This window comes from Saccharopolyspora griseoalba (assembly GCF_042665275.1).
Classification (GTDB): Bacteria; Actinomycetota; Actinomycetes; order Mycobacteriales; family Pseudonocardiaceae; genus Saccharopolyspora; species Saccharopolyspora griseoalba.
In genome coordinates this window covers 1-22040 of sequence record NZ_JBHTCJ010000007.1, presented here as the reverse complement: position 1 = coordinate 22040, position 22040 = coordinate 1, and the positions used below count along the sequence as shown (strand labels likewise).

Genomic DNA, 22040 nt, shown 5'->3' with positions numbered 1-22040 from the left:
GAATGCTCCGGAAGTCAGGTGGCCAGGCATGGCAAGAACGCGCCCACCGGACGCCTGCCGGGTGGGCGTGGAGGGGCGCGGCTAGGGAACGCGCGGGGTAGCGCGGGGGAACCGCACCACGAATCGCTTGCTGACCACGCTCCGAGTCTACCGGCCGTTGTCGAGCGGTTTCGCGGTGCCGGGGTCGTAGATCGCGATCTCGACGGCGATGGCGCGCTGCGCGGCGTCGTCGAGCACGGCCCGCCGCGGCTCGGGGACGTCGAGCACCCGCGGCTCGGCGGCGTCCAGCAGCCCGGTCAGCCGGGAGTCCTCGCGCAGCGCTCGCAGCGCCTTCTTGTCACCGCCGAGGACGACGGCGTCGAGGTCGTCGGCCTCCGGCAGGAGGGTCTTGGCCACGGCGTCGGCCGCGGAGTCCAGCGAGCGCTGCGCCTGACCCTCGCGGCGGCGCGCGAAGCGCTGCTGGGACCAGCCGCCGGCCTTGTTGCGCCCGTGCACCAGGTGCCGGTCGGTGCTGGAGCGCTCGACCGCGCCGTCGCGGGCGATGCCGACGCTGTGCGCCCCCAACCGCACCAGCACCAGCCCGATCCGGCGGGAGGTCCGCAGGTGCTCGACCAGCGAGGCCACCGCGAGGCCCTCCCGCGTCCCGTGCGGCGGCGGGAGCTCGCCGAAGGGCACCGCGACCTCGGCCAGAGCGCCATCGGCGGCGAGCACCCGCACCTGCCGCGGGTTCAGCTCGGTGCGCTCGGCCCCGCCGTGGGACTCGGCGAAGCGCTCGAACCAGCCGCTCACCCGGCGCGGGGCGACCTCGACGGCCCGGCCACCTCCGGGCAACTGCCGCGCCTTGGCCACTGCTGTCCTCCCGGTGCTGCTGCGATCGACCTGCTCCGCGGGCGCGGGGCAGGTGCGCTTCTTCATCGAAAGTACGGGTCCGCTGCGGGCGCGCCCCCGCCGACGAGCGCCCCGGCTCCTCCTCCGCGGTCAGAGGACCAGGGCGGTGTAGGGCTGGGTGGTTCTGCCCGACAGCGAGTCCAGCAGGGAGATCGCCTGGTCGTCGGTGAGCGAGGCGACGAAGTCGATCACCGCGCGGCCGCGGGCCATCTTCTCCATGCTCGCCCCCGGCAGCAGGTCGAAGTGGTCGTTGCGCAGCTCCTCGAACTCGGCGGTGGCCAGCTCGTGGAGGTCGCGCAGCCGGTGCGGGGCGAGCTCGCTGGCGTCGACCAACCACTCGTCGAGGGCCGCGACCAGGTTGCTGATCAGCCGGTCCTGCCCGCGCTGCTGCAGGGCCATGTCCGGGCGCTGCAGCACGAAGCGGCGGTGCACGAACTTGAGCACCTGCACCTCGTGCCACTGCTCGCGGGCCAGCGCGACCTGCCCGGAGCGCGGTTCGACCTTCTCGCTGACCTGGATGCCCTCGACCAGCCGCCGCGTCCAGTCCACCGAGAAGCGCGAGACGGCCTGCTCGGCGCGCTTGGAGCGGTCGAAGGGCACCTCCAGCAGGTTGGCGACCAGGTCGGTGCGCACCTTCTTGACCGCGTCCAGGAACGCCTCGTCGGAGGCGATCCAGGCGTCCTTGTCGTGCAGGCGGCGGCGCAGCCGCTCCAGCGAGGCGCCCGGGCGGTCCGGGACCTCGTCGAGCGCGGCGAACTCCACGGCGTGCCCGAGCCACTCGGTGAGCTCGTGCGAGACCGTCGTGTACTGCAGGATGCCGACCCGGTGGAAGTCCTCCAGGTCGTGGATCGCGTAGGCGATGTCGTCGGCCGTGTCCATGATCGAGGCCTCGACGCTCTGCTGCCAGCCGGGCAGCAGGGCGTCGAACGGGGCGCGCGCGTCCCGCATGTCGTCGAGCTCGGTGCTGTAGCAGGAGAACTTCGCCGCCCCGATGCCCGGCGCGTCCTCCGGCTCGGAGGCGCCGCGGGGCAGCTCGGCGGCCCGCCGCGGCACCGGCGAGTGCCGGGTCCACGGGTACTTCAGCAGCGCAGCGCGCGTCGCCGCGGTCAGGTCCAGTCCCTCGGCGTCCAGCCCGCGCACGTCGATGCGGGTGACCACCCGGTAGGTCTGCGCGTTGCCCTCGAAGCCGTCGGGCAGCCCGAAGCGCTGCCGGGCGATGCGGTCGAGCACGCTCTCGCCGAGGTGCCCGAACGGCGGATGCCCGAGGTCGTGGCCGAGCGCGGCGGCCTCCACCACGTCGAGGTCGCAGCCGCCGAGGCGTTCCAGCTTGGCGCGGTCCTCCGGGTCGGCCAGCAGCCGCTCCGCGATGGAGCGGGCCACCTGCGCGACCTTGAGGCTGTGGGTGAGCCGGTTGTGCAGCAGCAGTCCCGAACCGGACGGGCTGACGACCTGGGTGACCCCGCCCAGTCGAGCGAAGAACGCCGACGCGGCGATCCGGTCCCGGTCCGCGCGGAACGGGCTGGTGGCGAGGTCGCCCGGCATCGACCGGCCGGTCTGATCGCTGCGACGTGCTGCTCGCTGCTGCATACCCGCCACGTTAATGCCTGCCGCTCCCCCGGCTCCCGCGCGCCCGCGCGCCGCGGGAGCGGCCGCCCGAGCTCCGGTTCCGGGACCGGACGTGATCTGATGAACGCGTGGCGGATGTCGTGGTGGTCGGCAGCGGTCCGGCGGGACGGGCCGCTGCCGCGGCCTGCAACGATGCCGGACTGGCCGTGACCCTGGTCGATCCGGCCCCGCAGCGCGGCTGGGCCAGCACCCTCGGCGCCTGGGTCGACGAGCTCCCGCCGGCGATCGCCGAGCGCTGCACGGCCGCGGTGATGGAGCGGGTCCGGCTGCGCGGCACCTCGGAGCGGACCTGGGCGCGCCCGTACGCGGTGCTGGACAACACCGCGCTGTGGAAGCACCTGTGGCGCGCCGGGATCACCGAGGTCAGCGGCCGGGCGGTGGCCGCCGAGCACGGCCCCACCGGGTCGACCGTGGTGCTCAAGGACGGCAGGCGGCTGGCCGCCGGTGCGGTCGTGGACGCCACCGGTGCGGCCCGCGCGCTCTCCGGCGGCAGGCCCGCGCACCCCTCGGCCCAGCAGACCGCCGTGGGCTGGGTCTTCGACGCGCGCTCCGCCGAGGCGCTCTGCGGCCCGGACGAGGGCGTGTTCATGGACTGGAGCCCGGCGCCGCGCACCTCGGGCGGCTGGCCGACGTTCCTCTACGCGGTGCACCTCGACGCCGACCGGGTGCTGCTGGAGGAGACCTCGCTGGCCCGGCGGCCCGCGCTGCCGATGGCGCTGCTGCGCCGCAGGCTCTCCGGGCGGCTGACCGCCGCCGGGATCGACGTGGAGCAGCGCCTCGACGAGGAGCGGGTGCGCTTCCCGGTCGACGACCCGCTGCCCCGCCCCGGCCGGGTGGTGCCCTTCGGCGCGACCGCCGGGTTCGTGCACCCGGCCAGCGGGTTCAGCGTGGCGCGCTCGCTGCACCGCGCGCCCTGGCTGGCCGCGGCGCTGGCGGGCGGGCTGCCCACCGGGCCCGCGGTGGCCGCGCGCGCGGCCTGGGCCGTGCTGTGGCCGCCGGAGGCGGTGACCACCCACGTGCTGCGCCAGCGCGCGCTGCGGGCCATGCTGGCGCTGCCGCCCTCGGCGGTGCCCGAGTTCTTCGAGGCGTTCTTCCGCACGCCCGAGGCCCAGCGCGCCGAGTTCCTCACCGGCGAGGGAACCCCGGCGGGCACGGCGCGGGCGATGACCGCGCTGTTCAGCCGGGTCGGCTGGCGGATCCGGCGCGGCCTGGTGCTCGGCGGGATGACCTTCGGGCACCCGCCTGCCAGGCACGGGCTGGGCGGCGAGGTCGAATAGCCGATCTTCGTTACGGATTCGCCGAATGGGACCGGCGGAATGTCGGCCGTTTTCGCCAGCGCGATCACGACGTAAATCACATCATCGATTTGCCGCGACGAATTCCCCGAACGTTCACACAGCGTGCAGCGGACGAGCCGATAGGCTCTGCCCAGCGCGCACTCAGCGTGATGGAACGGACTCCCTCTGGCGTGGCGAGGGCCACAAAACGGGCGGTCGACTGATGTTAGTCACTGGTCAAACACGCTAGGTTGGTCGGTGGGCAATGGCGACGCTCCACCGAGCCGGAGGAGCAGGAATGTCGGTGAACGGATCGTGAAAAGATCAATGGGGTCGCATGAGTCGAGCTAGGGGCGACTCCGTGCGCGCGCTGGTCGACGAAGTCCGCTTCGCGTTCCAGCCCTTGATCAACATCAAGACCGGAGCCATCGTGGCCGTCGAGGCGCTGGCCCGGCCGGCGAGCGCGCACGTCCAAGACCTCTTCCGCGAAGCTGCCAAGCGCCGCAGGCTCACCGAGCTCGACGTCGAGCTGGCCGCGCGGGCGCTGCGGGCGACCGCCGAGCACGAGTCGCTGCTGCCGCTGCACCTCAACATCTTCGGCGGCACCGTCGTGCACGACCGCGAACGGCTCGACCGGTTGCGCGAGACGCTGCACGAGGTGGGCCGCCGCGAGCAGGAGATCACCCTCGAGATCGGCACGCCGTTCGCCCGGCTGGACACCGACCAGCTGCTGGAGGGCATCGAGAAGATCCGCTCCGACGGCTTCCAGATCGCCCTGGACGGCGTCGGGCAGGGCGACGTGCCGCTGACGCTGATCGCCGACACCGGACCTGCCATGGTCAAGCTCGACCGCGCGATCGTGCAGGGCCTGCCCGACGAGCCCTCCCGGATGGCCGTGGTCGAGTCGGTGCGGCACCTGTGCGAGGCCACCGACAGCCAGCTGGTCGCCGAGGGCGTGGAGAACGACCGCCAGCTCACCGCGCTGCGCCGCAACGGCGTGCGCCTGGTGCAGGGCAACCTGCTGGCCCCGGCCAACCGGCGTCCGCCGCAGGCCATCACCGTGCCCGGGGTCGCCGCCGAGGTCACCGACCCGCAGGCGCCGTCGATCAACACCGTGGCCAGCGGCCCCCGGGTGACCGAGTTCCTCTCCCCCGCCACCGTGCTGTCCACCGACGCCACCGCGGACAAGGTGCGCGGCGTGCTCGCCGACCACCCCGAGGTCAGCGGCGTGGTGCTGGTCGACGAGCACAACCGGCCGCAGTGGACCATCGACCGCAACCGCTTCCTGCTCGCCGTCACCGGGCCCTACGGGCACGCGCTGCACGCCAAGCGCCCGGCCTCGCGGCTGGCCGACGAACCGCGCGTGGTCAACACCGCCACCACCGCGATGGAGGCGCTGGCCCTGGTCACCCGCTCCGACCAGTACCGGATGTACGACGACGCGATCGTGGTCGACGAGGCGGGCCGCTGCCTCGGCGCGGTGCGCGCCGGCGACCTCATCCGCGGGATGGCCGACATGAAGGTCGAGGAGGCCGCCGCGCTCAACCCGCTGACCCGCCTGCCGGGCAGCGACGCGATCGCCCGCGACGTCGCCCGCCGCACCGCGTCCGGCGAGATCTTCGCGGTGAGCTGGCTGGACATCGACGGGTTCAAGACGGTCAACGACACCGCCGGGTTCTCCGCCGGCGACGACCTCATCCGCGCCATCGGCCGCAGCCTCACCGACGCCGCCGCCTCGCTGAGCTCGGTGCAGGTCGGCCACGTCGGCGGCGACGACTTCCTGCTGGTGGCCGACCTCGACGACCTGGTCACGCTGGCCGAGACGATCCTCGCCCCGGACCGCAGCGCGGGCGGAGTGGACATCAGCCTGTCGCTGGCGACGCTGGTGTGCACCACGGCGACGGTCGCCGACTACGACGAGGCCTCGCGCAAGCTCGCGCCGCTGAAGAAGTTCGCCAAGTCGCTGACCGGTTCCAGCTGGGTGATGTCGCGCCCGGGATCCGAGCGCATCGAGGTGCTGCGCGGTCAGCAGCAGGACGCTCCCCCGGTGCCGCGCCCGAGCTACCCGAACCTGGCCCAGTCTCCCCCGCCCCCCGCCGACGGCTTCCCCACCCAGGACCCGGAGGGCATGCCCCGGCACTGAGCCGCGGGCGCCCCCTGCGCGCGAGAAGGCCCGCCGCGCGGTGCGCGACGGGCCTTCCAGGAGGAGTTCCTCGCCGGGTTCAGACCGTGAAGCCGAGGGCGCGCAGCTGCTCGCGGCCTTCCTCGGTGATCTTCTCCGGTCCCCACGGCGGCATCCAGACCCAGTTGATCCGGAAGTCGCTGACGATGCCGCCCGACGGCCCGCCGGTGAGGGCGGAGCGCGCCTGGTCCTCGATGACGTCGGTCAGCGGGCACGCCGGCGAGGTCAGGGTCATGTCCACGGTCGCGGAGTTGTCCTGCTCCACGCGGATGTCGTAGACCAGGCCGAGGTCCACGACGTTGATGCCCAGCTCCGGGTCGACGACGTCGCGCATGCCTTCCTCGACGTCCTCGACCTTGGCGAGCTCGGCGCTCGGCGCGGCCTGCTCGGGCAGCGCCTCGGCGGAGCGCTCCACGTCCTCGGCCACCTGCGTCTCGTCGCTCATGGTGCCTCCTAAGAAGTCCGTTCGTGGCGGTCGGCGGTACTCAGTTCTGCGGCACGGCCACCACGCGGGAGACCGCGTCCTTGAAGGCCATCCAGCCCAGCAGGGCGCACTTCACCCGCATCGGGTACTTCGCCACGCCGGCGAAGGCGATGCCGTCGGCGAGCACGTCCTCGTCGGGTTCCACCTTGCCCCGGCCGTGCATCAGCTCGCTGAACGCGGCCTCGGTCTCCATCGCCTCCTTCAGCGGCCGACCGACCACGAGGTCGGTCAGCACCGAAACGGCGGCCTGGCTGATCGAGCAGCCCTGCCCGGAGTAGGAGACGTCGGAGACGGTGGCGTTCTCATCGCTGCCGGTCAAGTGGACCCGCAGCGTCACCTCGTCGCCGCAGGTCGGGTTGACCTGGAAGGATTCCGCGTCGAACGGCTCCCGCAGCCCGTGGTTGTGCGGGTTGCGGTAGTGGTCCAGGATGATCTCCTGGTACATCTGTTCAAGCTGCATGAAGCAATCCTCGGCAGTCGAAGATCAATCCACGCCGAAGAAGCGCTGCGCCTCGCGCACCGCGTCCACCAACGCCTTGACCTCGTCCAGTTCGTTGTACAGGTAGAACGACGCGCGCACGGTCGCGGGAATTCCCATCCGGCGGTGCAGCGGCCACGCGCAGTGGTGCCCCACCCGGATCTCCACGCCCTGGTCGTCGAGCACCTGGCCGGCGTCGTGCGGGTGCACGCCGTCGATGACGAAGGACACCGCACCGCCCCGGTGGTCGGTGCTTGTGGGTCCGATGATCCGCACGCCCTCGACGGCGCCGAGCTCGCGCAGCGCGGTCTCGGTCAGCTGCCGCTCGTGCTCGGCGACCCGGTCCATGCCCAGCGCGTTGAGGTAGTCCACGGCGGCGCCCAGCCCGACGACCTGCGAGGTCATCGGCACGCCCGCCTCGAACCGCTGCGGCGGCGGGGCGAACGTGGAGCGCTCCATGTGCACCAGCTCGATCATCGAGCCACCGGTGATGAACGGAGGCATCGCCTCCAGCAGCTCGCGGCGGCCGCAGAGCACGCCGACGCCGGACGGTCCGAGCATCTTGTGCCCGGAGAACACCGCGAAGTCCACGCCCATGGCCCCGAAGTCCACCGGCGCGTGCGGCACCGACTGGCAGGCGTCGAGCACGGTCAGCGCGCCCACCGCCTTGGCCCGGGCCACGATCGCCTCGTGCGGGTTGACCGTGCCCAGCACGTTGGACTGGTGGGTGAAGGCCACGACCCTGGCCCGGTCGGTGATCACCGACTCGACGTCGGACAGGTCCAGCCTGCCCTCGTCGGTGACGCCGAACCAGCGCAGCGTGGCACCGGTGCGCTCGCAGAGCTGCTGCCACGGCACGAGGTTGGCGTGGTGCTCCATCTCGGTCACCACGACCTCGTCGCCGGGGCCGAGGCGGAAGCGCTCGGCCTCCGCCCCGGCCGTGGCCGAGTTGCTCATCGCGTAGGCGACGAGGTTCACGCCCTCGGTGGCGTTCTTGGTGAACACCACCTCGTCGAAACCGACGCCGACGAAGTTGGCGATGCGTTCTCGCGCACCTTCGTAGGCGTCCGTGGCCTCCTCGGCCATCTGGTGCGCGCCGCGGTGCACCGCGGCGTTGGAGGTCTCCAGGAAGGAACGCTCCGCGTCGAGCACCTGGCGCGGCCGCTGCGAGGTCGCCCCGGAGTCGAGGTAGACCAGGCGCTTGCCGTCGCGGATGGTGCGTCCCAGGATCGGGAAGTCCGCGCGGATCGTCGCCACGTCCAGTGGGGTGCTCGCACCAGTGGTGCGAGGAGGCTGTTCGGTCATGACTGGGCGGCCGCCTCCTTCTTGCCGGTGAAGCGCACGTAACCGCTGGCCTCGAGCTCGTCGGCGAGCTCGGCGCCGCCGGACTCGACGACCTTGCCGTCGGAGAACACGTGCACCCGGTCCGGGGTGATGTGCTTGAGGATCCGGGTGTAGTGCGTGATCAGCAGGACGCCCTTGTCACCCTTGGCCTTGAACTTGTTGACGCCGTCGGAGACGACGCGCAGCGCGTCGACGTCCAGACCGGAATCGGTCTCGTCGAGCACGGCGAACTTCGGGTCCAGCAGGTCCAGCTGCAGGATCTCGTGGCGCTTCTTCTCACCGCCGGAGAAGCCCTCGTTGACGCTGCGCTCGGAGAAGGTCGGGTCGATGTCCAGGTCGGACATCGCCTGCTTGACCTCCTTGACCCAGTGCCGGATCTGCGGGGCCTCGCCGCGGACCGCGGTGGCCGCGGTGCGCAGGAAGTTCGACATCGACACGCCCGGGACCTCGACGGGGTACTGCATCGCGAGGAACAGGCCCGCGCGGGCGCGCTCGTCGACGGTCATCTCGAGGACGTCCTCGCCGTCGAGCAGCACCGAACCCGAGTCGATCTGGTACTTCGGGTGACCGGCCAGCGCGTAGGCCAGGGTCGACTTGCCGGAGCCGTTGGGGCCCATGATGGCGTGGATCTGACCGGTGTCGATGGTCAGGTTGACGCCCTTGAGGATCGGCTTGGCGCCTTCCTCGGTGAGGACCGAGCCGTGCAGGTCCTTGATCTCCAGGGTGGCCATTTCTTCACATTCTCCTGGTGTGGTGGTACCGAAAGTTGGGAGTCAGCGGGGGTGCGGCAGTCACGCGCCCACGACGGCGAGCTCTTCCTCGATCTCGGCCTCGAGCCGCTCGCGGACCTCGGGCACGTCGATCTTCTGCAGCAGCTCCCCGAAGAAGCCCCGCACGACCAGGCGGCGGGCCTGGTCCTCCGGGATGCCCCGGGCCTGCAGGTAGAACAGCTGCTCGTCGTCGAACCGACCGGTGGCGCTGGCGTGGCCCGCGCCCTCGATCTCGCCGGTCTCGATCTCCAGGTTGGGCACCGAGTCGGCCCGCGCACCCTCGGTCAGCACCAGGTTGCGGTTGAGCTCGTAGGTGTCGGTGGCCTCGGCCGCGGCCTGGATCAGCACGTCGCCGATCCACACGGTGTGCGCCGAATCGCCCTGCAGCGCGCCCTTGTAGAGGACGTTGCTGCGGCAGTTGGACACGCTGTGGTCCACCAGCATCCGGTGCTCCAGGTGCTGGCCGGCGTCGGCGAAGTAGAGGCCGAGCAGCTCGGCGTCGCCGCCCTTGTCCGCGTAGTTGACCGTGGTGTTCACGCGCACCAGGTCACCGCCGAGGGTGACGGCGAAGTGGCGGAACACCGAGTCGCGGCCGAGGGTGGCGTGCTCCGAGCTGACCTGCGTGGCGTCGTCGGCCCAGTCGTGGATGGACACGACCTTGAGCTGCGCGCCGTCGGCGACGACGAACTCGACGTTGTCGCCGACCACGCCGGAGCCGCGGTAGTCGACGACGACCACGGCCTCGGCGAACTGCTCGGCGCGCACCTGCAGGTGGCCGTAGGTCACCTGGCCCTCGCCGGGGCCGTTCACCGTGACGGTGATCGGCCCCTCCGGCTTGGTCTCCTTGGGCACCGTCACGATCGTGGCCTCGGTGAACGAGCTCCAGGCCTGGGCGGCCACCCGGTCGGCCGGGATGCCGCCCTGGCCGATGCGCTCGTCGTCGCGGCCGACGGTCTCCACCCCCGCGTCACCGGCGACCTCGATCTTGAGGTTGCCGGTGGCGGTGGCGGTGCCGTCGTGCAGGCCCTTGAGCCGCTTGGTCGGGGTGAACCGCCAGTCCTCCTCGCGACCGCCGGGGACCTCGAAGGCCTCGACGTCGTAGGAGGTGAAGCGCTCCCCGCGGGAGGCCTGCGGCACGACGGGACCGCCGTGCGAGTGCTCGCCGAGGCCGTGCTGGGCGTCGGTCTTCGTGGTGCTCATCTTTAGCCGACGGCCCCTTCCATCTGCAGCTCGATCAGTCGGTTGAGTTCCAGCGCGTACTCCATCGGCAGCTCGCGCGCGATGGGCTCGACGAAGCCGCGAACGATCATGGCCATCGCCTCGTCCTCGGTCAGACCGCGCTGCATCAGGTAGAACAGCTGGTCATCGCTGACCTTGGAGACCGTGGCCTCGTGACCCATGGTCACGTCGTCGACGCGGATGTCGACGTACGGGTACGTGTCCGAGCGGCTGATCGTGTCGACCAGCAGCGCGTCGCACTTGACGTTCGACGAGGCGTGGTTGGCGCGCTTGGCGACCTTGACCAGACCGCGGTAGGAGGTGCGGCCACCGCCCCTGGCGATCGACTTCGACACGATCGTCGAGGAGGTGTGCGGCGCCATGTGCTCCATCTTGGCGCCCGCGTCCTGGTGCTGGCCCTCGCCCGCGAACGCCACCGACAGGACCTCGCCCTTGGCGTGCTCGCCCATCAGGAACACCGACGGGTACTTCATGGTCACCTTGGAGCCGAGGTTGCCGTCGACCCACTCCATGGTCGCGCCCTCTTCGGCCTTGGCCCGCTTGGTGACCAGGTTGTAGACGTTGTTCGACCAGTTCTGGATGGTCGTGTAGCGGCAGCGGCCGCCCTTCTTCACGACGATCTCCACCACGGCCGAGTGCAGCGAGTCCGAGGAGTAGATCGGGGCGGTGCAGCCCTCGACGTAGTGCACGTAGGCACCCTCGTCGACGATGATCAGGGTCCGCTCGAACTGGCCCATGTTCTCGGTGTTGATCCGGAAGTAGGCCTGCAGCGGGATGTCGACGTGCACGCCCGGCGGCACGTAGATGAAGGAGCCACCCGACCACACCGCGGTGTTCAGCGCGGAGAACTTGTTGTCACCGGCCGGGATGACCGAGCCGAAGTACTCCTTGAAGATCTCCGGGTGCTCGCGCAGCGCCGTGTCGGTGTCCAGGAACAGCACGCCCTGGGACTCCAGGTCCTCGCGGATCTGGTGGTAGACGACCTCGGACTCGTACTGCGCGGCGACACCCGCGACCAGCCGCTGCTTCTCCGCTTCCGGGATGCCCAGCTTGTCGTAGGTGTTCTTGATGTCCTCGGGCAGGTCGTCCCAGGTCTGGGCCTGCTCCTCGGTGGAGCGCACGAAGTACTTGATGTTGTCGAAGTCGATGCCCGACAGGTCCGCGCCCCAGTTCGGCATGGGCTTGCGGTCGAACAGGCCCAGCGCCTTGCGACGAGTCTCGAGCATCCACTCGGGCTCGTCCTTCTTGGCGGAGATCTCCTCGACGACGTGCTCGTCGAGGCCCCGCTTGGCGCTGGCACCGGCGACGTCCGGGTCGGCCCATCCGTACTCGTAGTTGCCCAGGGTCGCCAGGGTCTCTTCCTGGCTGAGCTGACCATCGGACGTGGTGGGTGTGCGCTGCTCGGCAGCGGCAGTCATACGGACTCCCCTCCATCAGGAATCGGGGCGGTGTCTGCCAGCCCTTCGGGACCGGGCCGGCAGAGGTCTATTCGGGGTCCGGACTCGCGTCCGGATCCGTCAACCGCGCGGTTGGTACGTGCGTGGTGCAGGCCGCATCACCGTTCGCGATGGTGGCCAGCCGCTGCACGTGGGTGCCGAGGACCTCGGCGAACGCCGCCGTCTCGGCTTCGCACAGCTGCGGGAAGTCCGCAGCCACGTGCGCCACCGGGCAGTGGTGCTGGCAGAGCTGCTCGCCGCTTCCGACGCTGCGCGCCGAGGCAGCGTAGCCCTCCCGGGTGAGCGCGTCGGCCAGGACCTCCGCGCGCTCGGCCGGGCTACCGGCGGAAGCCAGCGCCTGGCGGTGGGTGGCCACGAGATTGGCCATCCGCCGTTCGGCGAACTCGCGAACCGCCTGTTCCCCTTCGTGTTCGGCGATGAACCGCAGCGCCGCCACCGCCAGGTCGTCGTAGGCGTGCCCGAACCTCGCCCGGCCCACCTCCGTGAGGAGGTAGAGCTTGGCGGGTCGGCCACGTCCGCGACGGCCCCGCGGCGAGGACTCCCGGGTGAAGGCCTCACCCTCGGCCACCAGCACGTCCAGGTGCCGGCGGACCGCGGTGGGGCTGACCCCGAGCTCTTCGGCCACCGCAGCAGCGGTGATCGGCCCCCGTTCCAGCAGCAACCGCGCAACCGTGTGACGGGTCCGGCCGTCGCCTTGCGCAGCCGTGCCGGGCTGGCCCGCAGGGCCACCCTCGGTTCCGGCTGCGGTCGGCTTGGACGCCCCGACCTTTTTCACAACACGAATGTTACCTATTTCCTCGGCACACACCAGCATGCGGGGCGCCCACGTGATCTGACTCACCCCGATCGATACCTCCGACCGGCCACCAGGGGTGGGATCCGCGGCCCCGCCGAGCGCCGCAGCGCCCTCCGAGCGGGAGGTCGCGCCGGGCGGGGCGCACCACCGGGCGAGCCGAGCCCAGCGCCGGATATACGCTGAGTCATCGTGGCGGCAGCTGATGAGGCGGATCCCGAGACGGTGACCCCGCGAGACGAACCCTCCCCCGGCCGCGGGACCGAACCCGAGCCGCTGGCGGCGCACGAGCAGCGGCAGCTGACCGCGCTGCGCCGGTTCGGCACCACCGGGTCGCTGATCCTGGCCGCGGGCGCGTTCGGCGCCGGCGCCAACCCGGTGATCAACCCGCTGTCCGGCACCCGGCTGCTCGGTCTGCTCACCCGGATGCCCACCGTCGCCATGGCCGCCTGCTGGCTGGGCATGCTGATGCTGGTGGCCGCCTGGCTGTGGATGGGGCGGCTGTGCCTGCCCGGGCGCGAGCGGATGCTCGACCCGCGCGACCTGGCCCGGACCCTGGCCATGTGGGCCATCCCGCTGGCGCTGTGCCCGCCGCTGTTCTCCACCGACATGTACAGCTACCTCGCGCAGAGCGAGGTGGCCGCGCGCGGCTTCGACCCCTACCTGGTCTCCCCCGCCGTCGCGCTCGGCGTGGACCACCCGTTCACCAGCAACGTGCCCAACATCTGGCGGGACACGCCCTCGCCCTACGGGCCGCTGTTCCTCATGTTCGGCCAGCTGGTCTCCCGCCTGATCGGCGACAACGTGGTCTTCGGCGTGCTGGTCTGGCGCGCGATCATGCTCTGCGCGCTGGCCGCGGCGATCTGGGCGATCCCGAAGCTGGCGCGGCGCTGCGGCGTGCACCCCAGCGCCGCGCTGTGGCTCGGCGTGGCCAACCCGATCGTGCTCTTCCACGTGGTCAGCGGGATGCACAACGAGGCGCTGATGGTCGGCATCATGCTGCCCGCCATCGAGCTGGGCCTGCGCCACGTCAACACCACCGGAACCCTGGTCACCGGCATGCTGCTCACCGTCGCCGGGGCGATCAAACCGCCGGGCTGGGTGGCGCTGGGCTTCTTCGGCATCTGCGTGGCGCTGGCCCGCGGCGGGCGGTGGCGAGACCTGTTCCGCACCGGCGCGCTGCTGCTGGCCGTGTTCCTGGCGACCATGACGGTGATCACCGTGGGCAGCGGCTGGGGCCTGGGCTGGATCGACACCTTCGACGTGCCCAACCGGGTCAAGACCGCGATGGCCCCGCTGACCGCCTTCGGCATGGCCGGCGGCGGGCTGTCCACGCTGCTGGGCCTGGGCAACACGATCGACGCGATGCTGTCGATCACCAAGGTGATCGGCTACCTGATCGTGGCCGCGGTGTGCCTGTGGATGCTGTGGGTGTCCTTCCGCGGCCGGATGCACCCGCTGGCCGCGATGGGCGTCACCTTCCTGACCCTGGCGCTGGCGGTGCCCGTGCTGTGGCCCTGGTACCTGCTGTGGTCGGTGGTGCCGCTGGCGCTGTCGACCAACAACGGGCGGTTCCGCACCACCGCGATGCTGATCTGCGCCGCCTCCTCGCTGGTCATCCCGCCCACCGGTGCCGGGTTCGTGCTCCGCGCGTATCAGATCCCGCTGGCGGTGATCGCCGCCATCGTCGCGTTCGTCATCGCGCTGCTGCTGGTCAGGGGCCGGATGCCATCCCTCGGCCTGGCGCGTCCGGCAACGCAATAAAGTGTGAGGTCGTGAGCTACGAGAGTCCGGCCGTCCTGCTGCGCGGGCTGGAGAAGCGCTTCGGGGACACCACCGCGGTCGCCGGGCTGGACCTGCGCGTGCCGCACGGCAGCGTGCTGGCCCTGCTGGGCCCCAACGGCGCGGGCAAGACCACGACGGTGGAGATCTGCGAGGGCTTCCAGCGCCCCGACCGCGGCGAGGTCCGCGTGCTCGGCCTGGACCCGCGCGCGCAGGGGGAGCGCCTGCGCCCGCGGATCGGCGTGATGCCGCAGGGCGGCGGCGCCTACCCGGGCGTGCGCGCCGAGGAGATGCTGGACCTGGTCGCCACCTGCGCGGCCGACCCGCTGGACCCCGCCTGGTTGCTGGAGGTCCTCGGTCTCGAAGGCGTGCGACGCACCTCCTACAAGCGCCTGTCGGGCGGGCAGCAGCAGCGGCTGTCGCTGGGCTGCGCGCTGGTCGGCCGCCCGGAGCTGGTCTTCCTCGACGAGCCGACCGCTGGGCTCGACCCGCAAGCCCGCCGCATGGTCTGGGACCTGATCTCGGCGCTGCGCCGCGACGGGGTGACGGTGCTGCTGACCACGCACCTGATGGACGAGGCCGAGGCGCTGGCCGACCGGGTGGTCATCATCGACCGCGGTCGCGCGGTGGCCGACGGCACCGCGGAGGAGCTCACCGCACCGGCCGACGGCAAGCAGGAGCTGCGGTTCCGCTCCCAGGTCGGCCTGGACCTGGAGCTGCTGCTGGCCGCGCTGCCCGAGGGCTACTCGGCCGAGGAGCTGCGGCCCGGCGACTACGCGGTGCGCGGGGAGATCAACCCGCAGGTCATCTCGACGGTCACCGCCTGGTGCGCGCAGCACGGCGTGCTGGCCCAAGAGCTGCGCGTGACCCGCCGCAGCCTGGAGGACGTCTTCCTGGACCTGACCGGACGGGAGCTTCGATCGTGAGCGCGGAAAGCAACGGCACCGGCCTCCGGTTCCAGGAGGGCACCTTCGCCCCGCGTCCCGGCCGGGGGCGCGCCGGGCGGATGCTGGCCGCCCAGACCCGCATCGAGGCGCTGCTGATCATCCGGCACGGAGAGCAGGCCCTGCTGACCCTGATCATCCCGCTCGCCCTGCTGATCGGGCTCAGCGAGCTGCACATCGGCGAGCTGCCCGAGCCCAGGGTGGACTCGGTGTTCCCGCGGATCATGGCGCTGGCGGTGATGTCCACGGCCTTCACCGGGCAGGCGATCGCGCTGGGCTTCGACCGCCGCTACGGGGTGCTCAAGCGGCTGTCGGCCACCGCGCTGCCCCGCTGGACGCTGATCTCCGGCCGGGTGCTGGCCACGCTCGTCGTGGTCGCGCTGCAGGCCGTGGTGCTCGGCGTCACCGCGCTGGTGCTGGGCTGGACGCCCTCGGCGGTGGGGATCGCGCCCGCGCTGCTGATGCTGGTGCTGGGCACGCTCGCCTTCGGCGCGGCGGGCGTGCTGGTCGGGGGGTCGATGCGCGCCGAGATCGTGCTGGCGGTGGCCAACGCGATCTGGTTCGTGCTGCTGCTGGCCGGTGGCCTCGCGCTGCCGGCCGCCGATCTGCCCGGTCCGCTGGGCACCCTGGCGGGCTTCCTGCCCTCCGGCGCGCTGGCCGAGGTCCTCGACGCCACGCTCACCCGCGGCGCGCTGCCGGGGCTCACCCCGGTGCTGGTCCTGCTCGGCTGGTTCGCCGCCTGCGGAGCGGCCGCCCTGAAGACCACCCGCCTGACGTGAGCTCTGCGCCTTCTCCCGTCGAACGCCCCTGAGCGCTCCGGGCCCTTCTTCATCAATAGTCCGACCCCGGAAGCCGCTCAACGCCGCGCGCAGGGGACTTCTGATGAAAAAGGCCACCCCCAACGCGAAAGCGACTCGCGTCCGCTCCCCTATGGTTGCGGGTATGACCAAGATCGCGCGGCACGCCAAGGCCGCTCTGGAACTGATCCACGCGATGATCTACTTCGCCCCGGAGGGCGAGGAGCGCTACACCGCACTGGGCCTGAAGAAGGGCCGGATGGGCTACTACGCGAGCCGCTCGGCCGCGATGGGCCCGGTCGGCCCCGGCGTGGTGGCGGCGACCTTCTACAACTTCAACCCCGAGTCGGTGGCCGAGCACATCCCGGCCGCCTGGGAGATCGCCTCGCCCTCGCGGGTCCTCGACGCCCGCCTGGACGCGGCCGACGCCGCGCTGCGGCGGATGCTCGGCGACGAGATCGCCAGCTCGCCCGACATCGCCCGCGCGGCCGACCTGGCCCGCGAGGCCGCCGAGGGCTGCACCCCCGAGGGCAAGCCGCTCTACGCCGCGCACGCCGACCTCGCCTGGCCCGAGCCACCGCACCTGCGGCTCTGGCACGCGGTCACCCTGCTGCGCGAGTTCCGCGGCGACGCGCACATCGCCGCGCTGCAGCACGCCGGCATCTCCGGCATCCAATCCCTGGTGCTGCACAGCACGCTGCCCGGCGGGTTCAAGCCCGAAGCGGCGCGGCTGCTGCGCGAGTGGTCCGACCAGCAGTGGTCGCAGGCGGCCGACCAGCTGCGCGAGCGGGACCTGGTCGACGCCGACGACCACATCACCGAGGAGGGCGAGAAGCTGCGCGAGGAGGTCGAGGTCGCCACCGACGCGATGTCGGTGGCCCCGTGGCAGCGGCTGGACCAGGAGCAGCTGCAGGAGCTCATCTCCGGTGGCGGGGCGGTCAGCAAGGCGCTGTACAAGGCCGGCGCGGTGCCCTCCGACCTGTTCGCGTGATCGATAGCCGGACCACATATTGCGCACCTGCGGGCGGGTTGATCCGACGAGCGGAATACCATGCGTTGCGTGCCGCTTCCGAATTGGATCTCCCGCCCGTCCCCGCGCGTCGTGCGCGCGCTGGCCGTGGCGGTGCTGGTGACGCAGTCGTTGATCGCGGTGACCGGAGCGACGGTGCGGGTCACCGGCTCCGGCCTGGGCTGCCCCACCTGGCCGCAGTGCTTCCCGGGCAGCATGGTGCCCGTGTCGCACGCCGAGATCGCCCCGCTGCACCAGGTGATCGAGTTCGGCAACCGGCTGCTGACCGGGGTCGTCGGCTTCATCGCGCTGGCCTGCCTGCTGGCGGCCTGGCGCTGCCTGCCGCACCGCAAGCGGCTGGTGCGGCTGGCGCTGATCATGCCGGTGGGCGTGGTCGTGCAGGCGGTCCTGGGCGGCATCACGGTCCGGGTCGACCTGGCCTGGTGGAGCGTGATGGTGCACTTCATGGCCTCGGCCGTGCTGATCTACCTGGCCGGAATCCTGGTCAAGGCCACCGCCGAGGGCGACCGCGCGCCGGTCGGCGTGGTGCCGCCCGCGATGCGGCGCCTGCTGGTCGCGCTGGTGGTGGTGACCGCCGCGACGCTGGTCGCGGGCACCCTGGTCACCGCCGCCGGCCCGCACGCCGGTGACCCGGCCACCCCGCGCCTGGGCTTCCCGGTGCCGACGCTGGTGCAGGTGCACGGCATGCTGGTGATGGCCTACGTGCTCATCCTCGCGGTCTTCGGCGTCTGGCTGCGCAGCGCCCGGCCGACGAGGTCCCTGCTCAAGGCCTACGGCGCCGCCTGCGCGATGGTGCTGGTGCAGGGCGCCATCGGTTCGGTCCAGTACTACCTCGGCGTCCCCGAGGCCCTGGTCGTCCTGCACGTCGCCGCCGCCACCGGCGTCATCATCACCACCGCGGCCCTCTGGGGCGAGTCCCGCCACCGCGGCCCGCTGCCCGCGCCCGCCTCCCGGCCGGAGCAGTCGCTGGCGGCCTGAGCCCGCCTCAGCGCCCGAGGGGCCCGCTGGTAAGCCCAGGCCACGGCGGCCGCCCGGTCGTTCACCTCGAGCTCGGCGAAGAGGCGCAGGACGTCGCGGCGTGGTAGGTCTTGCGCGGGCCTTCGGCCTCGATCATCGCCATGCGGTCAGCTCGCCGCGGCGCTCCCCGGCATCGACCTGGCCGCGGGAGCTGGCGCCCACCGCTCGGGTGATGCCGCATCAGAAGCGGAGCTGGGGGCGGCCCTCGCGCTCCCAGCGGCGCCAGAGCTCGGGCATCTCGCCGGACAACCACTTGTAGAACTCGTGGACGGTGCGCAGGCGGCGGGCGCGCTCGCCCTGGCCGCTGAACATGCGCAGGCCCGAGGCGGTGAGCTCCTCCAGGTCGGTGACGCGCTCCATGCGCTGGCGCACGAGCGCGGGCCAGCGGTCCTCCTCGACCTTGTAGAGAGCGGCCTCGCGCCCCTGGCGCGTGGTCTTGGAGACCACGCCGAGCCGCATCAGCAGCCGCACGTTGGTGCTGATCGAACCGGTGCTCGCGGCCAGCGCGTAGGACAGCTCGGCCGCCGTGCGCTCCGGCGGGTCGCAGATCAGCAGGAACGCCAGAACGCGGCCCGCGATCAGCGGCATGCCCTCGCTGGCCTCGAAGTGGGCCGCCATCTGCTCGATCCACTCCTGCATGGCGGGCCGCTCGGTGCGCTGCAGGTACTCCTCGGACACGCCGCCTCCACGGTGATCGAGTTCAGCATTCGCTGAAAAGATAAACCACGGCGAACGCTTCGACCAGCCGGTGCGGCGGCGTGTCGGCGCCGATCAGAGCGGATTGGCCATCTTCCTGCGGTGCGCCGCACCGATCTTGAGCGCCGCGGTGGTCTCGGCGTCCCACTCGTTGGAGGTCAGCCCCTCGACCTCCGCCACCAGCGCCTCGCCGGTGGCCACGTCGGGCACCATCACGTCGCCGAGCCGGCCGTCCTCGCCGACGAGCACCACGCGAGCACCCATCCGGCCGATGTTCTCCACCACCGCGCGGGCCGACCCGCCGTGGTCGGCGACGAACGCCTTGGCCGTCGCCAGCGCCTTCGAGGCGGGCGCGGGAGTCTGCTCGGTGTCCTTGTCCGGTGCGGTCATGCCGGCATCCTAAGGCGCGACCACCCGCCGGCGAACCCGGCGTTGCGAACGCCACCGATCTTGATCGTGCCCGCTGGCACGGACTTGCGCGTGCGAGGAAGATCGGTGGCGGTCTTGCGGCGAGCGGAATGCGGGAGGAAGCGATGCGCGCGATCCGGGTGACGGCCCACGGCGGCCCCGAGGTGCTCGAGCACACCGAGCTGGAGGCGCCCGAACCCGGCGCGGGCCAACTGCTGGTCAAGGTGGCCGCGGCCGGGGTCAACTTCATCGACACCTACCAGCGCAGCGGCATCTACTCGATGCAGCTCCCGTTCACCCCCGGCTCGGAAGGCGCGGGCGAGGTCATCGCGGCCGGGACCGGGGTCGAGGACTTCGCCGTCGGCGACCGGGTGGCCTGGGCCGGCGCGCCCGGCAGCTACGCCGAGAAGGTGCTGGTGCCGGCCGACGCGGCGGTCGCCCTGCCCGACGGCGTGGACCAGCGCACCGCGGCCGCCGCGATGCTGCAGGGCCTGACCGCGCACTACCTGATCAGCTCGACCTACCCGATCCGCACCGGCGAGACCGCGCTGGTGCACGCCGCGGCCGGCGGCATGGGCCTGCTGCTGACCCAGCTGATCAAGCACCGCGGCGGCAACGTGATCGGCACCGTGTCAACCGCGGAGAAGGAGGCGCTGGCCCGCGAGGCCGGGGCCGACGAGGTCATCCGCTACACCGAGCGGGACGTGGCCGCCGAGGTCGACGACCTCACCGACGGGCGAGGCGTGGACGTCGTCTACGACGGGGTCGGCCGGTCCACCTTCGAGGCCAGCCTCGCCAGCCTGCGCACGCGCGGGATGCTCGCGCTGTTCGGCGCGGCCAGCGGCCCGGTGCCGCCGGTGGACCCGCAGGCGCTGAACTCGGCGGGATCGGTGTTCCTGACCCGCCCGAAGCTCGGCGACCACCTCCTCACCCGCCAGGAGCTGGAGTGGCGCGCGGGCGAGCTGCTCGACTGGATCGGCTCGGGCGCGCTGCGCATCCGCGTCGGCGCGACCTACCCGCTGGCCGAGGCCCGCGCCGCGCACGAGGACCTCCAGGCCCGCAAGACCACCGGCAAGCTCCTGCTGCTCCCCTGATCCCGCGGCCGGACTTTCCTCGTTCATCAGAAGGCTCCGGGCGCTGACGGTCCACGTCGCGCCCGGGGACTTCTGATGAACGAGGGGACCGCCCCGCGCCAGGCCTACCAGGGCCAGCCGAGGACCGGGAGGCCGAGCGCGGAGTCGACCGCCAGGGCCACGAACACCAGCATCAGGTAGGTGTTCGACAGGTGGAACAGCCGCATCGGCTTGGCGGGCACGCCCCGCTTGACCTGGGCGTGCAGCCGGTGCGCCAGCACCAGGAACCACGCCCCGGTCGCCGCGGCGAACACGGCGTAGAGCCAACCGGTGGCGGGCACCAGCAGCAGCGTCCAGACCACCATCAACCAGGTGAACACGACGATCTGCCGGGACACCGCGGCCGGCTCGGCGACCACCGGCAGCATCGGCACCCCGGCGCGCTCGTAGTCGTCCTTGTACTTCATCGCCAGCGACCAGGTGTGCGGCGGCGTCCAGAAGAACACCACGCCGAACATCACCAGCGCCGGCCAGTCGATGCCGCCGGTGACCCCGGCCCAGCCGATCACCACCGGCATGCAGCCCGCGGCACCGCCCCAGACGATGTTCTGCGCGGTGCGGCGCTTGAGCACCAGGGTGTAGACGAAGACGTAGAACAGGATCGTGGCCACCGCGAGCGCGGCCGCCAGCAGGTTCGCGCTCACCCACAGCACCAGGAACGACCCGGCGCCCAGCGCGATGCCGAACACCAGCGCGTGCCGGTTGGACACGGTGTGCCGCACCAGCGGGCGCGCCCGCGTGCGTTTCATCACCTGATCGATGTCGGCGTCGGCCACGCAGTTGAGCGCGTTCGCGCTGCCCGCGGCCATCGTGCCGCCGAGCAGGGTCGCCAGCACCAGCACCGGCGAGGGGATGCCCCGCTCGGCCAGCAGCATCGCCGGGATGGTGGTCACCAGCAGCAGTTCGATGACCCGCGGCTTGACCAGCCCGAGATAGGCTTTCAGCAGCTCAGCGGGCTTTCGCGCGAACCGCGCGCGGGGCGCGTCGACGGTGGCGGTCACGATGCAGCACCAACCGGCGACATGACTCTCCCTGCACTAGCACCACGGCTTCGGCGCTCGCGGAACGGCGCCGCAAACGACCCTCAATAGTAGCCGCGCTACTGAACATCGCCGCGTGCGGGTGGCCACCACCACCAACGCGCGAGCGCATTCCCACCACCGGGGGTGGCGACCGCGACAACCCGCGCACCCGTGATAACCGCGCGTTTGGAGCTATCCTGGAACCGTTCGGCGATCAGCCGGTCACCCGGCAGCTCACCAGCGCGAAGACGAGGTGGTCATCGAGTCGCCGAATCCCCACGACTCGTGCGTCCCGGCGCGCCGGAGGCCCGTGCTCACCAGCGACGACGAGCCCCCTGCGGGGTGGGGGAACACCAATTCAGACGGGCCGCCGGGTACCAGATCGCCAAACGGCTAGGCTGCCCGACGGACGAGGGATTACAGCGCCCGAATCGGTCCAGCGACCGTTCGCCGCGTTGAGGGAAATACCGCCGAAGGAAAACTGGAGCTGCGTCCGTGTCCGTCACCGACGACATTGCCCGCTTGACCACCAAGCGACTGCCCGAAGACTGGACCGAGCTCGATCAGCGTGCGGTGGACACCGCCCGCGTGCTGGCCGCCGACGCGGTGGAGCGCTGCGGCAGCGGTCACCCGGGCACCGCGATGAGCCTGGCGCCGGCCGCCTACGCGCTCT

20 protein-coding genes and 1 pseudogene are annotated in these 22040 nt (G+C 71.8%); 9 read left to right on the top strand and 12 right to left on the bottom strand.

Annotated elements, in window-relative coordinates; translation table 11 throughout:
• Positions 1-147: 147 nt before the first annotated feature.
• Together ACFQRI_RS14795 and ACFQRI_RS14790 are read right to left on the bottom strand one after the other, a co-directional pair.
• Positions 148-849, bottom strand: coding sequence for an acVLRF1 family peptidyl-tRNA hydrolase (locus ACFQRI_RS14795; RefSeq protein WP_380669363.1), 702 nt, complete (start codon positions 847-849; stop codon positions 148-150).
• Positions 850-978: 129 nt separating this feature from the next.
• Positions 979-2475: a deoxyguanosinetriphosphate triphosphohydrolase family protein gene (locus ACFQRI_RS14790; RefSeq protein WP_380668808.1), complete on the bottom strand. Its 1497-nt coding sequence runs from the start codon at positions 2473-2475 to the stop codon at positions 979-981.
• 107 nt (positions 2476-2582) lie between these two features.
• On the opposite strand from ACFQRI_RS14790, the gene ACFQRI_RS14785 reads away from it, so the two are divergent.
• Together ACFQRI_RS14785 and ACFQRI_RS14780 are read left to right on the top strand one after the other, a co-directional pair.
• Entirely contained in the window at positions 2583-3791 is a 1209-nt protein-coding gene (locus tag ACFQRI_RS14785) for a lycopene cyclase family protein (RefSeq protein ID WP_380668806.1), read from the top strand.
• Positions 3792-4128: 337 nt separating this feature from the next.
• Positions 4129-5934, top strand: coding sequence for a GGDEF domain-containing protein (locus tag ACFQRI_RS14780; RefSeq protein ID WP_380668804.1), 1806 nt, complete (start codon positions 4129-4131; stop codon positions 5932-5934).
• 79 nt (positions 5935-6013) lie between these two features.
• Here the strand turns inward: ACFQRI_RS14780 and ACFQRI_RS14775 are convergent, their stop codons facing one another.
• The 7 genes and pseudogenes from ACFQRI_RS14775 to ACFQRI_RS14745 all read right to left on the bottom strand — a co-directional run bounded on the left by ACFQRI_RS14775 (position 6014) and on the right by ACFQRI_RS14745 (position 12520).
• On the bottom strand, positions 6014-6418 hold the full coding sequence (locus ACFQRI_RS14775; protein WP_380668802.1) for a metal-sulfur cluster assembly factor: 405 nt from the start codon (positions 6416-6418) through the stop codon (positions 6014-6016).
• A 40-nt stretch (positions 6419-6458) separates the two neighbouring features.
• Entirely contained in the window at positions 6459-6917 is a 459-nt protein-coding gene (gene sufU, locus ACFQRI_RS14770; RefSeq protein ID WP_380668800.1) for a Fe-S cluster assembly sulfur transfer protein SufU, read from the bottom strand.
• 24 nt (positions 6918-6941) lie between these two features.
• Positions 6942-8240, bottom strand: coding sequence for a cysteine desulfurase (locus tag ACFQRI_RS14765; protein WP_380668798.1), 1299 nt, complete (start codon positions 8238-8240; stop codon positions 6942-6944).
• Positions 8237-9010, bottom strand: coding sequence for a Fe-S cluster assembly ATPase SufC (gene sufC / locus ACFQRI_RS14760; protein ID WP_380668796.1), 774 nt, complete (start codon positions 9008-9010; stop codon positions 8237-8239). The genes ACFQRI_RS14765 and sufC overlap by 4 nt, the downstream gene beginning before the upstream one ends.
• A 60-nt stretch (positions 9011-9070) precedes the next feature.
• On the bottom strand, positions 9071-10249 hold the full coding sequence (gene sufD, locus ACFQRI_RS14755) for a Fe-S cluster assembly protein SufD (RefSeq protein WP_380668794.1): 1179 nt from the start codon (positions 10247-10249) through the stop codon (positions 9071-9073).
• A 2-nt stretch (positions 10250-10251) separates the two neighbouring features.
• Positions 10252-11706, bottom strand: a complete 1455-nt coding sequence (gene sufB, locus ACFQRI_RS14750; RefSeq protein WP_380668792.1) for a Fe-S cluster assembly protein SufB — start codon at positions 11704-11706, stop codon at positions 10252-10254.
• Positions 11703-12520: pseudogene (locus ACFQRI_RS14745) on the bottom strand (helix-turn-helix transcriptional regulator). The gene sufB and the pseudogene ACFQRI_RS14745 overlap by 4 nt, the downstream one beginning before the upstream one ends.
• 210 nt (positions 12521-12730) lie before the next feature.
• Between ACFQRI_RS14745 and mptB the strand changes: the two are divergent.
• The 5 genes from mptB to ACFQRI_RS14720 all read left to right on the top strand — a co-directional run bounded on the left by mptB (position 12731) and on the right by ACFQRI_RS14720 (position 18069).
• The gene (gene mptB / locus ACFQRI_RS14740; RefSeq protein ID WP_380668790.1) at positions 12731-14302 is read left to right on the top strand and encodes a polyprenol phosphomannose-dependent alpha 1,6 mannosyltransferase MptB; all 1572 of its coding nucleotides are present in this window, start codon (positions 12731-12733) and stop codon (positions 14300-14302) included.
• An 11-nt stretch (positions 14303-14313) separates the two neighbouring features.
• Entirely contained in the window at positions 14314-15246 is a 933-nt protein-coding gene (locus ACFQRI_RS14735) for an ABC transporter ATP-binding protein (RefSeq protein ID WP_380668788.1), read from the top strand.
• A gap of 80 nt (positions 15247-15326) precedes the next feature.
• A complete protein-coding gene (locus ACFQRI_RS14730) occupies positions 15327-16043 on the top strand; it encodes an ABC transporter permease (protein WP_380669361.1) in 717 nt (238 codons plus the stop codon).
• Positions 16044-16206: 163 nt separating this feature from the next.
• Positions 16207-17052, top strand: coding sequence for an SCO6745 family protein (locus ACFQRI_RS14725; protein WP_380668786.1), 846 nt, complete (start codon positions 16207-16209; stop codon positions 17050-17052).
• A 60-nt stretch (positions 17053-17112) separates the two neighbouring features.
• Positions 17113-18069 carry a COX15/CtaA family protein gene (locus ACFQRI_RS14720; RefSeq protein WP_380668784.1) on the top strand — a complete coding sequence of 319 codons (957 nt, stop codon included), beginning with the start codon at positions 17113-17115 and terminating at the stop codon, positions 18067-18069.
• 219 nt (positions 18070-18288) lie between these two features.
• On the opposite strand, the gene ACFQRI_RS14715 is transcribed toward ACFQRI_RS14720, so the two are convergent.
• Both ACFQRI_RS14715 and ACFQRI_RS14710 read right to left on the bottom strand, forming a co-directional pair.
• Positions 18289-18786: a GbsR/MarR family transcriptional regulator gene (locus tag ACFQRI_RS14715; protein ID WP_380668782.1), complete on the bottom strand. Its 498-nt coding sequence runs from the start codon at positions 18784-18786 to the stop codon at positions 18289-18291.
• A 93-nt stretch (positions 18787-18879) separates the two neighbouring features.
• Positions 18880-19194, bottom strand: coding sequence for a hypothetical protein (locus ACFQRI_RS14710; protein ID WP_380668780.1), 315 nt, complete (start codon positions 19192-19194; stop codon positions 18880-18882).
• Between the two features lie 143 nt (positions 19195-19337).
• Between ACFQRI_RS14710 and ACFQRI_RS14705 the strand changes: the two genes are divergently transcribed.
• Positions 19338-20306, top strand: coding sequence for a quinone oxidoreductase family protein (locus tag ACFQRI_RS14705; RefSeq protein WP_380668778.1), 969 nt, complete (start codon positions 19338-19340; stop codon positions 20304-20306).
• Between the two features lie 104 nt (positions 20307-20410).
• Here the strand turns inward: ACFQRI_RS14705 and ACFQRI_RS14700 are convergent, their stop codons facing one another.
• Complete coding sequence (locus tag ACFQRI_RS14700) at positions 20411-21346, bottom strand: heme o synthase (RefSeq protein WP_380668776.1); 936 nt, start codon at positions 21344-21346, stop codon at positions 20411-20413.
• A gap of 516 nt (positions 21347-21862) precedes the next feature.
• On the opposite strand from ACFQRI_RS14700, the gene ACFQRI_RS14695 reads away from it, so the two are divergent.
• Positions 21863-22040: hypothetical protein (locus tag ACFQRI_RS14695; protein ID WP_380669359.1), on the top strand; the 178-nt coding region annotated here is incomplete at its 3' end.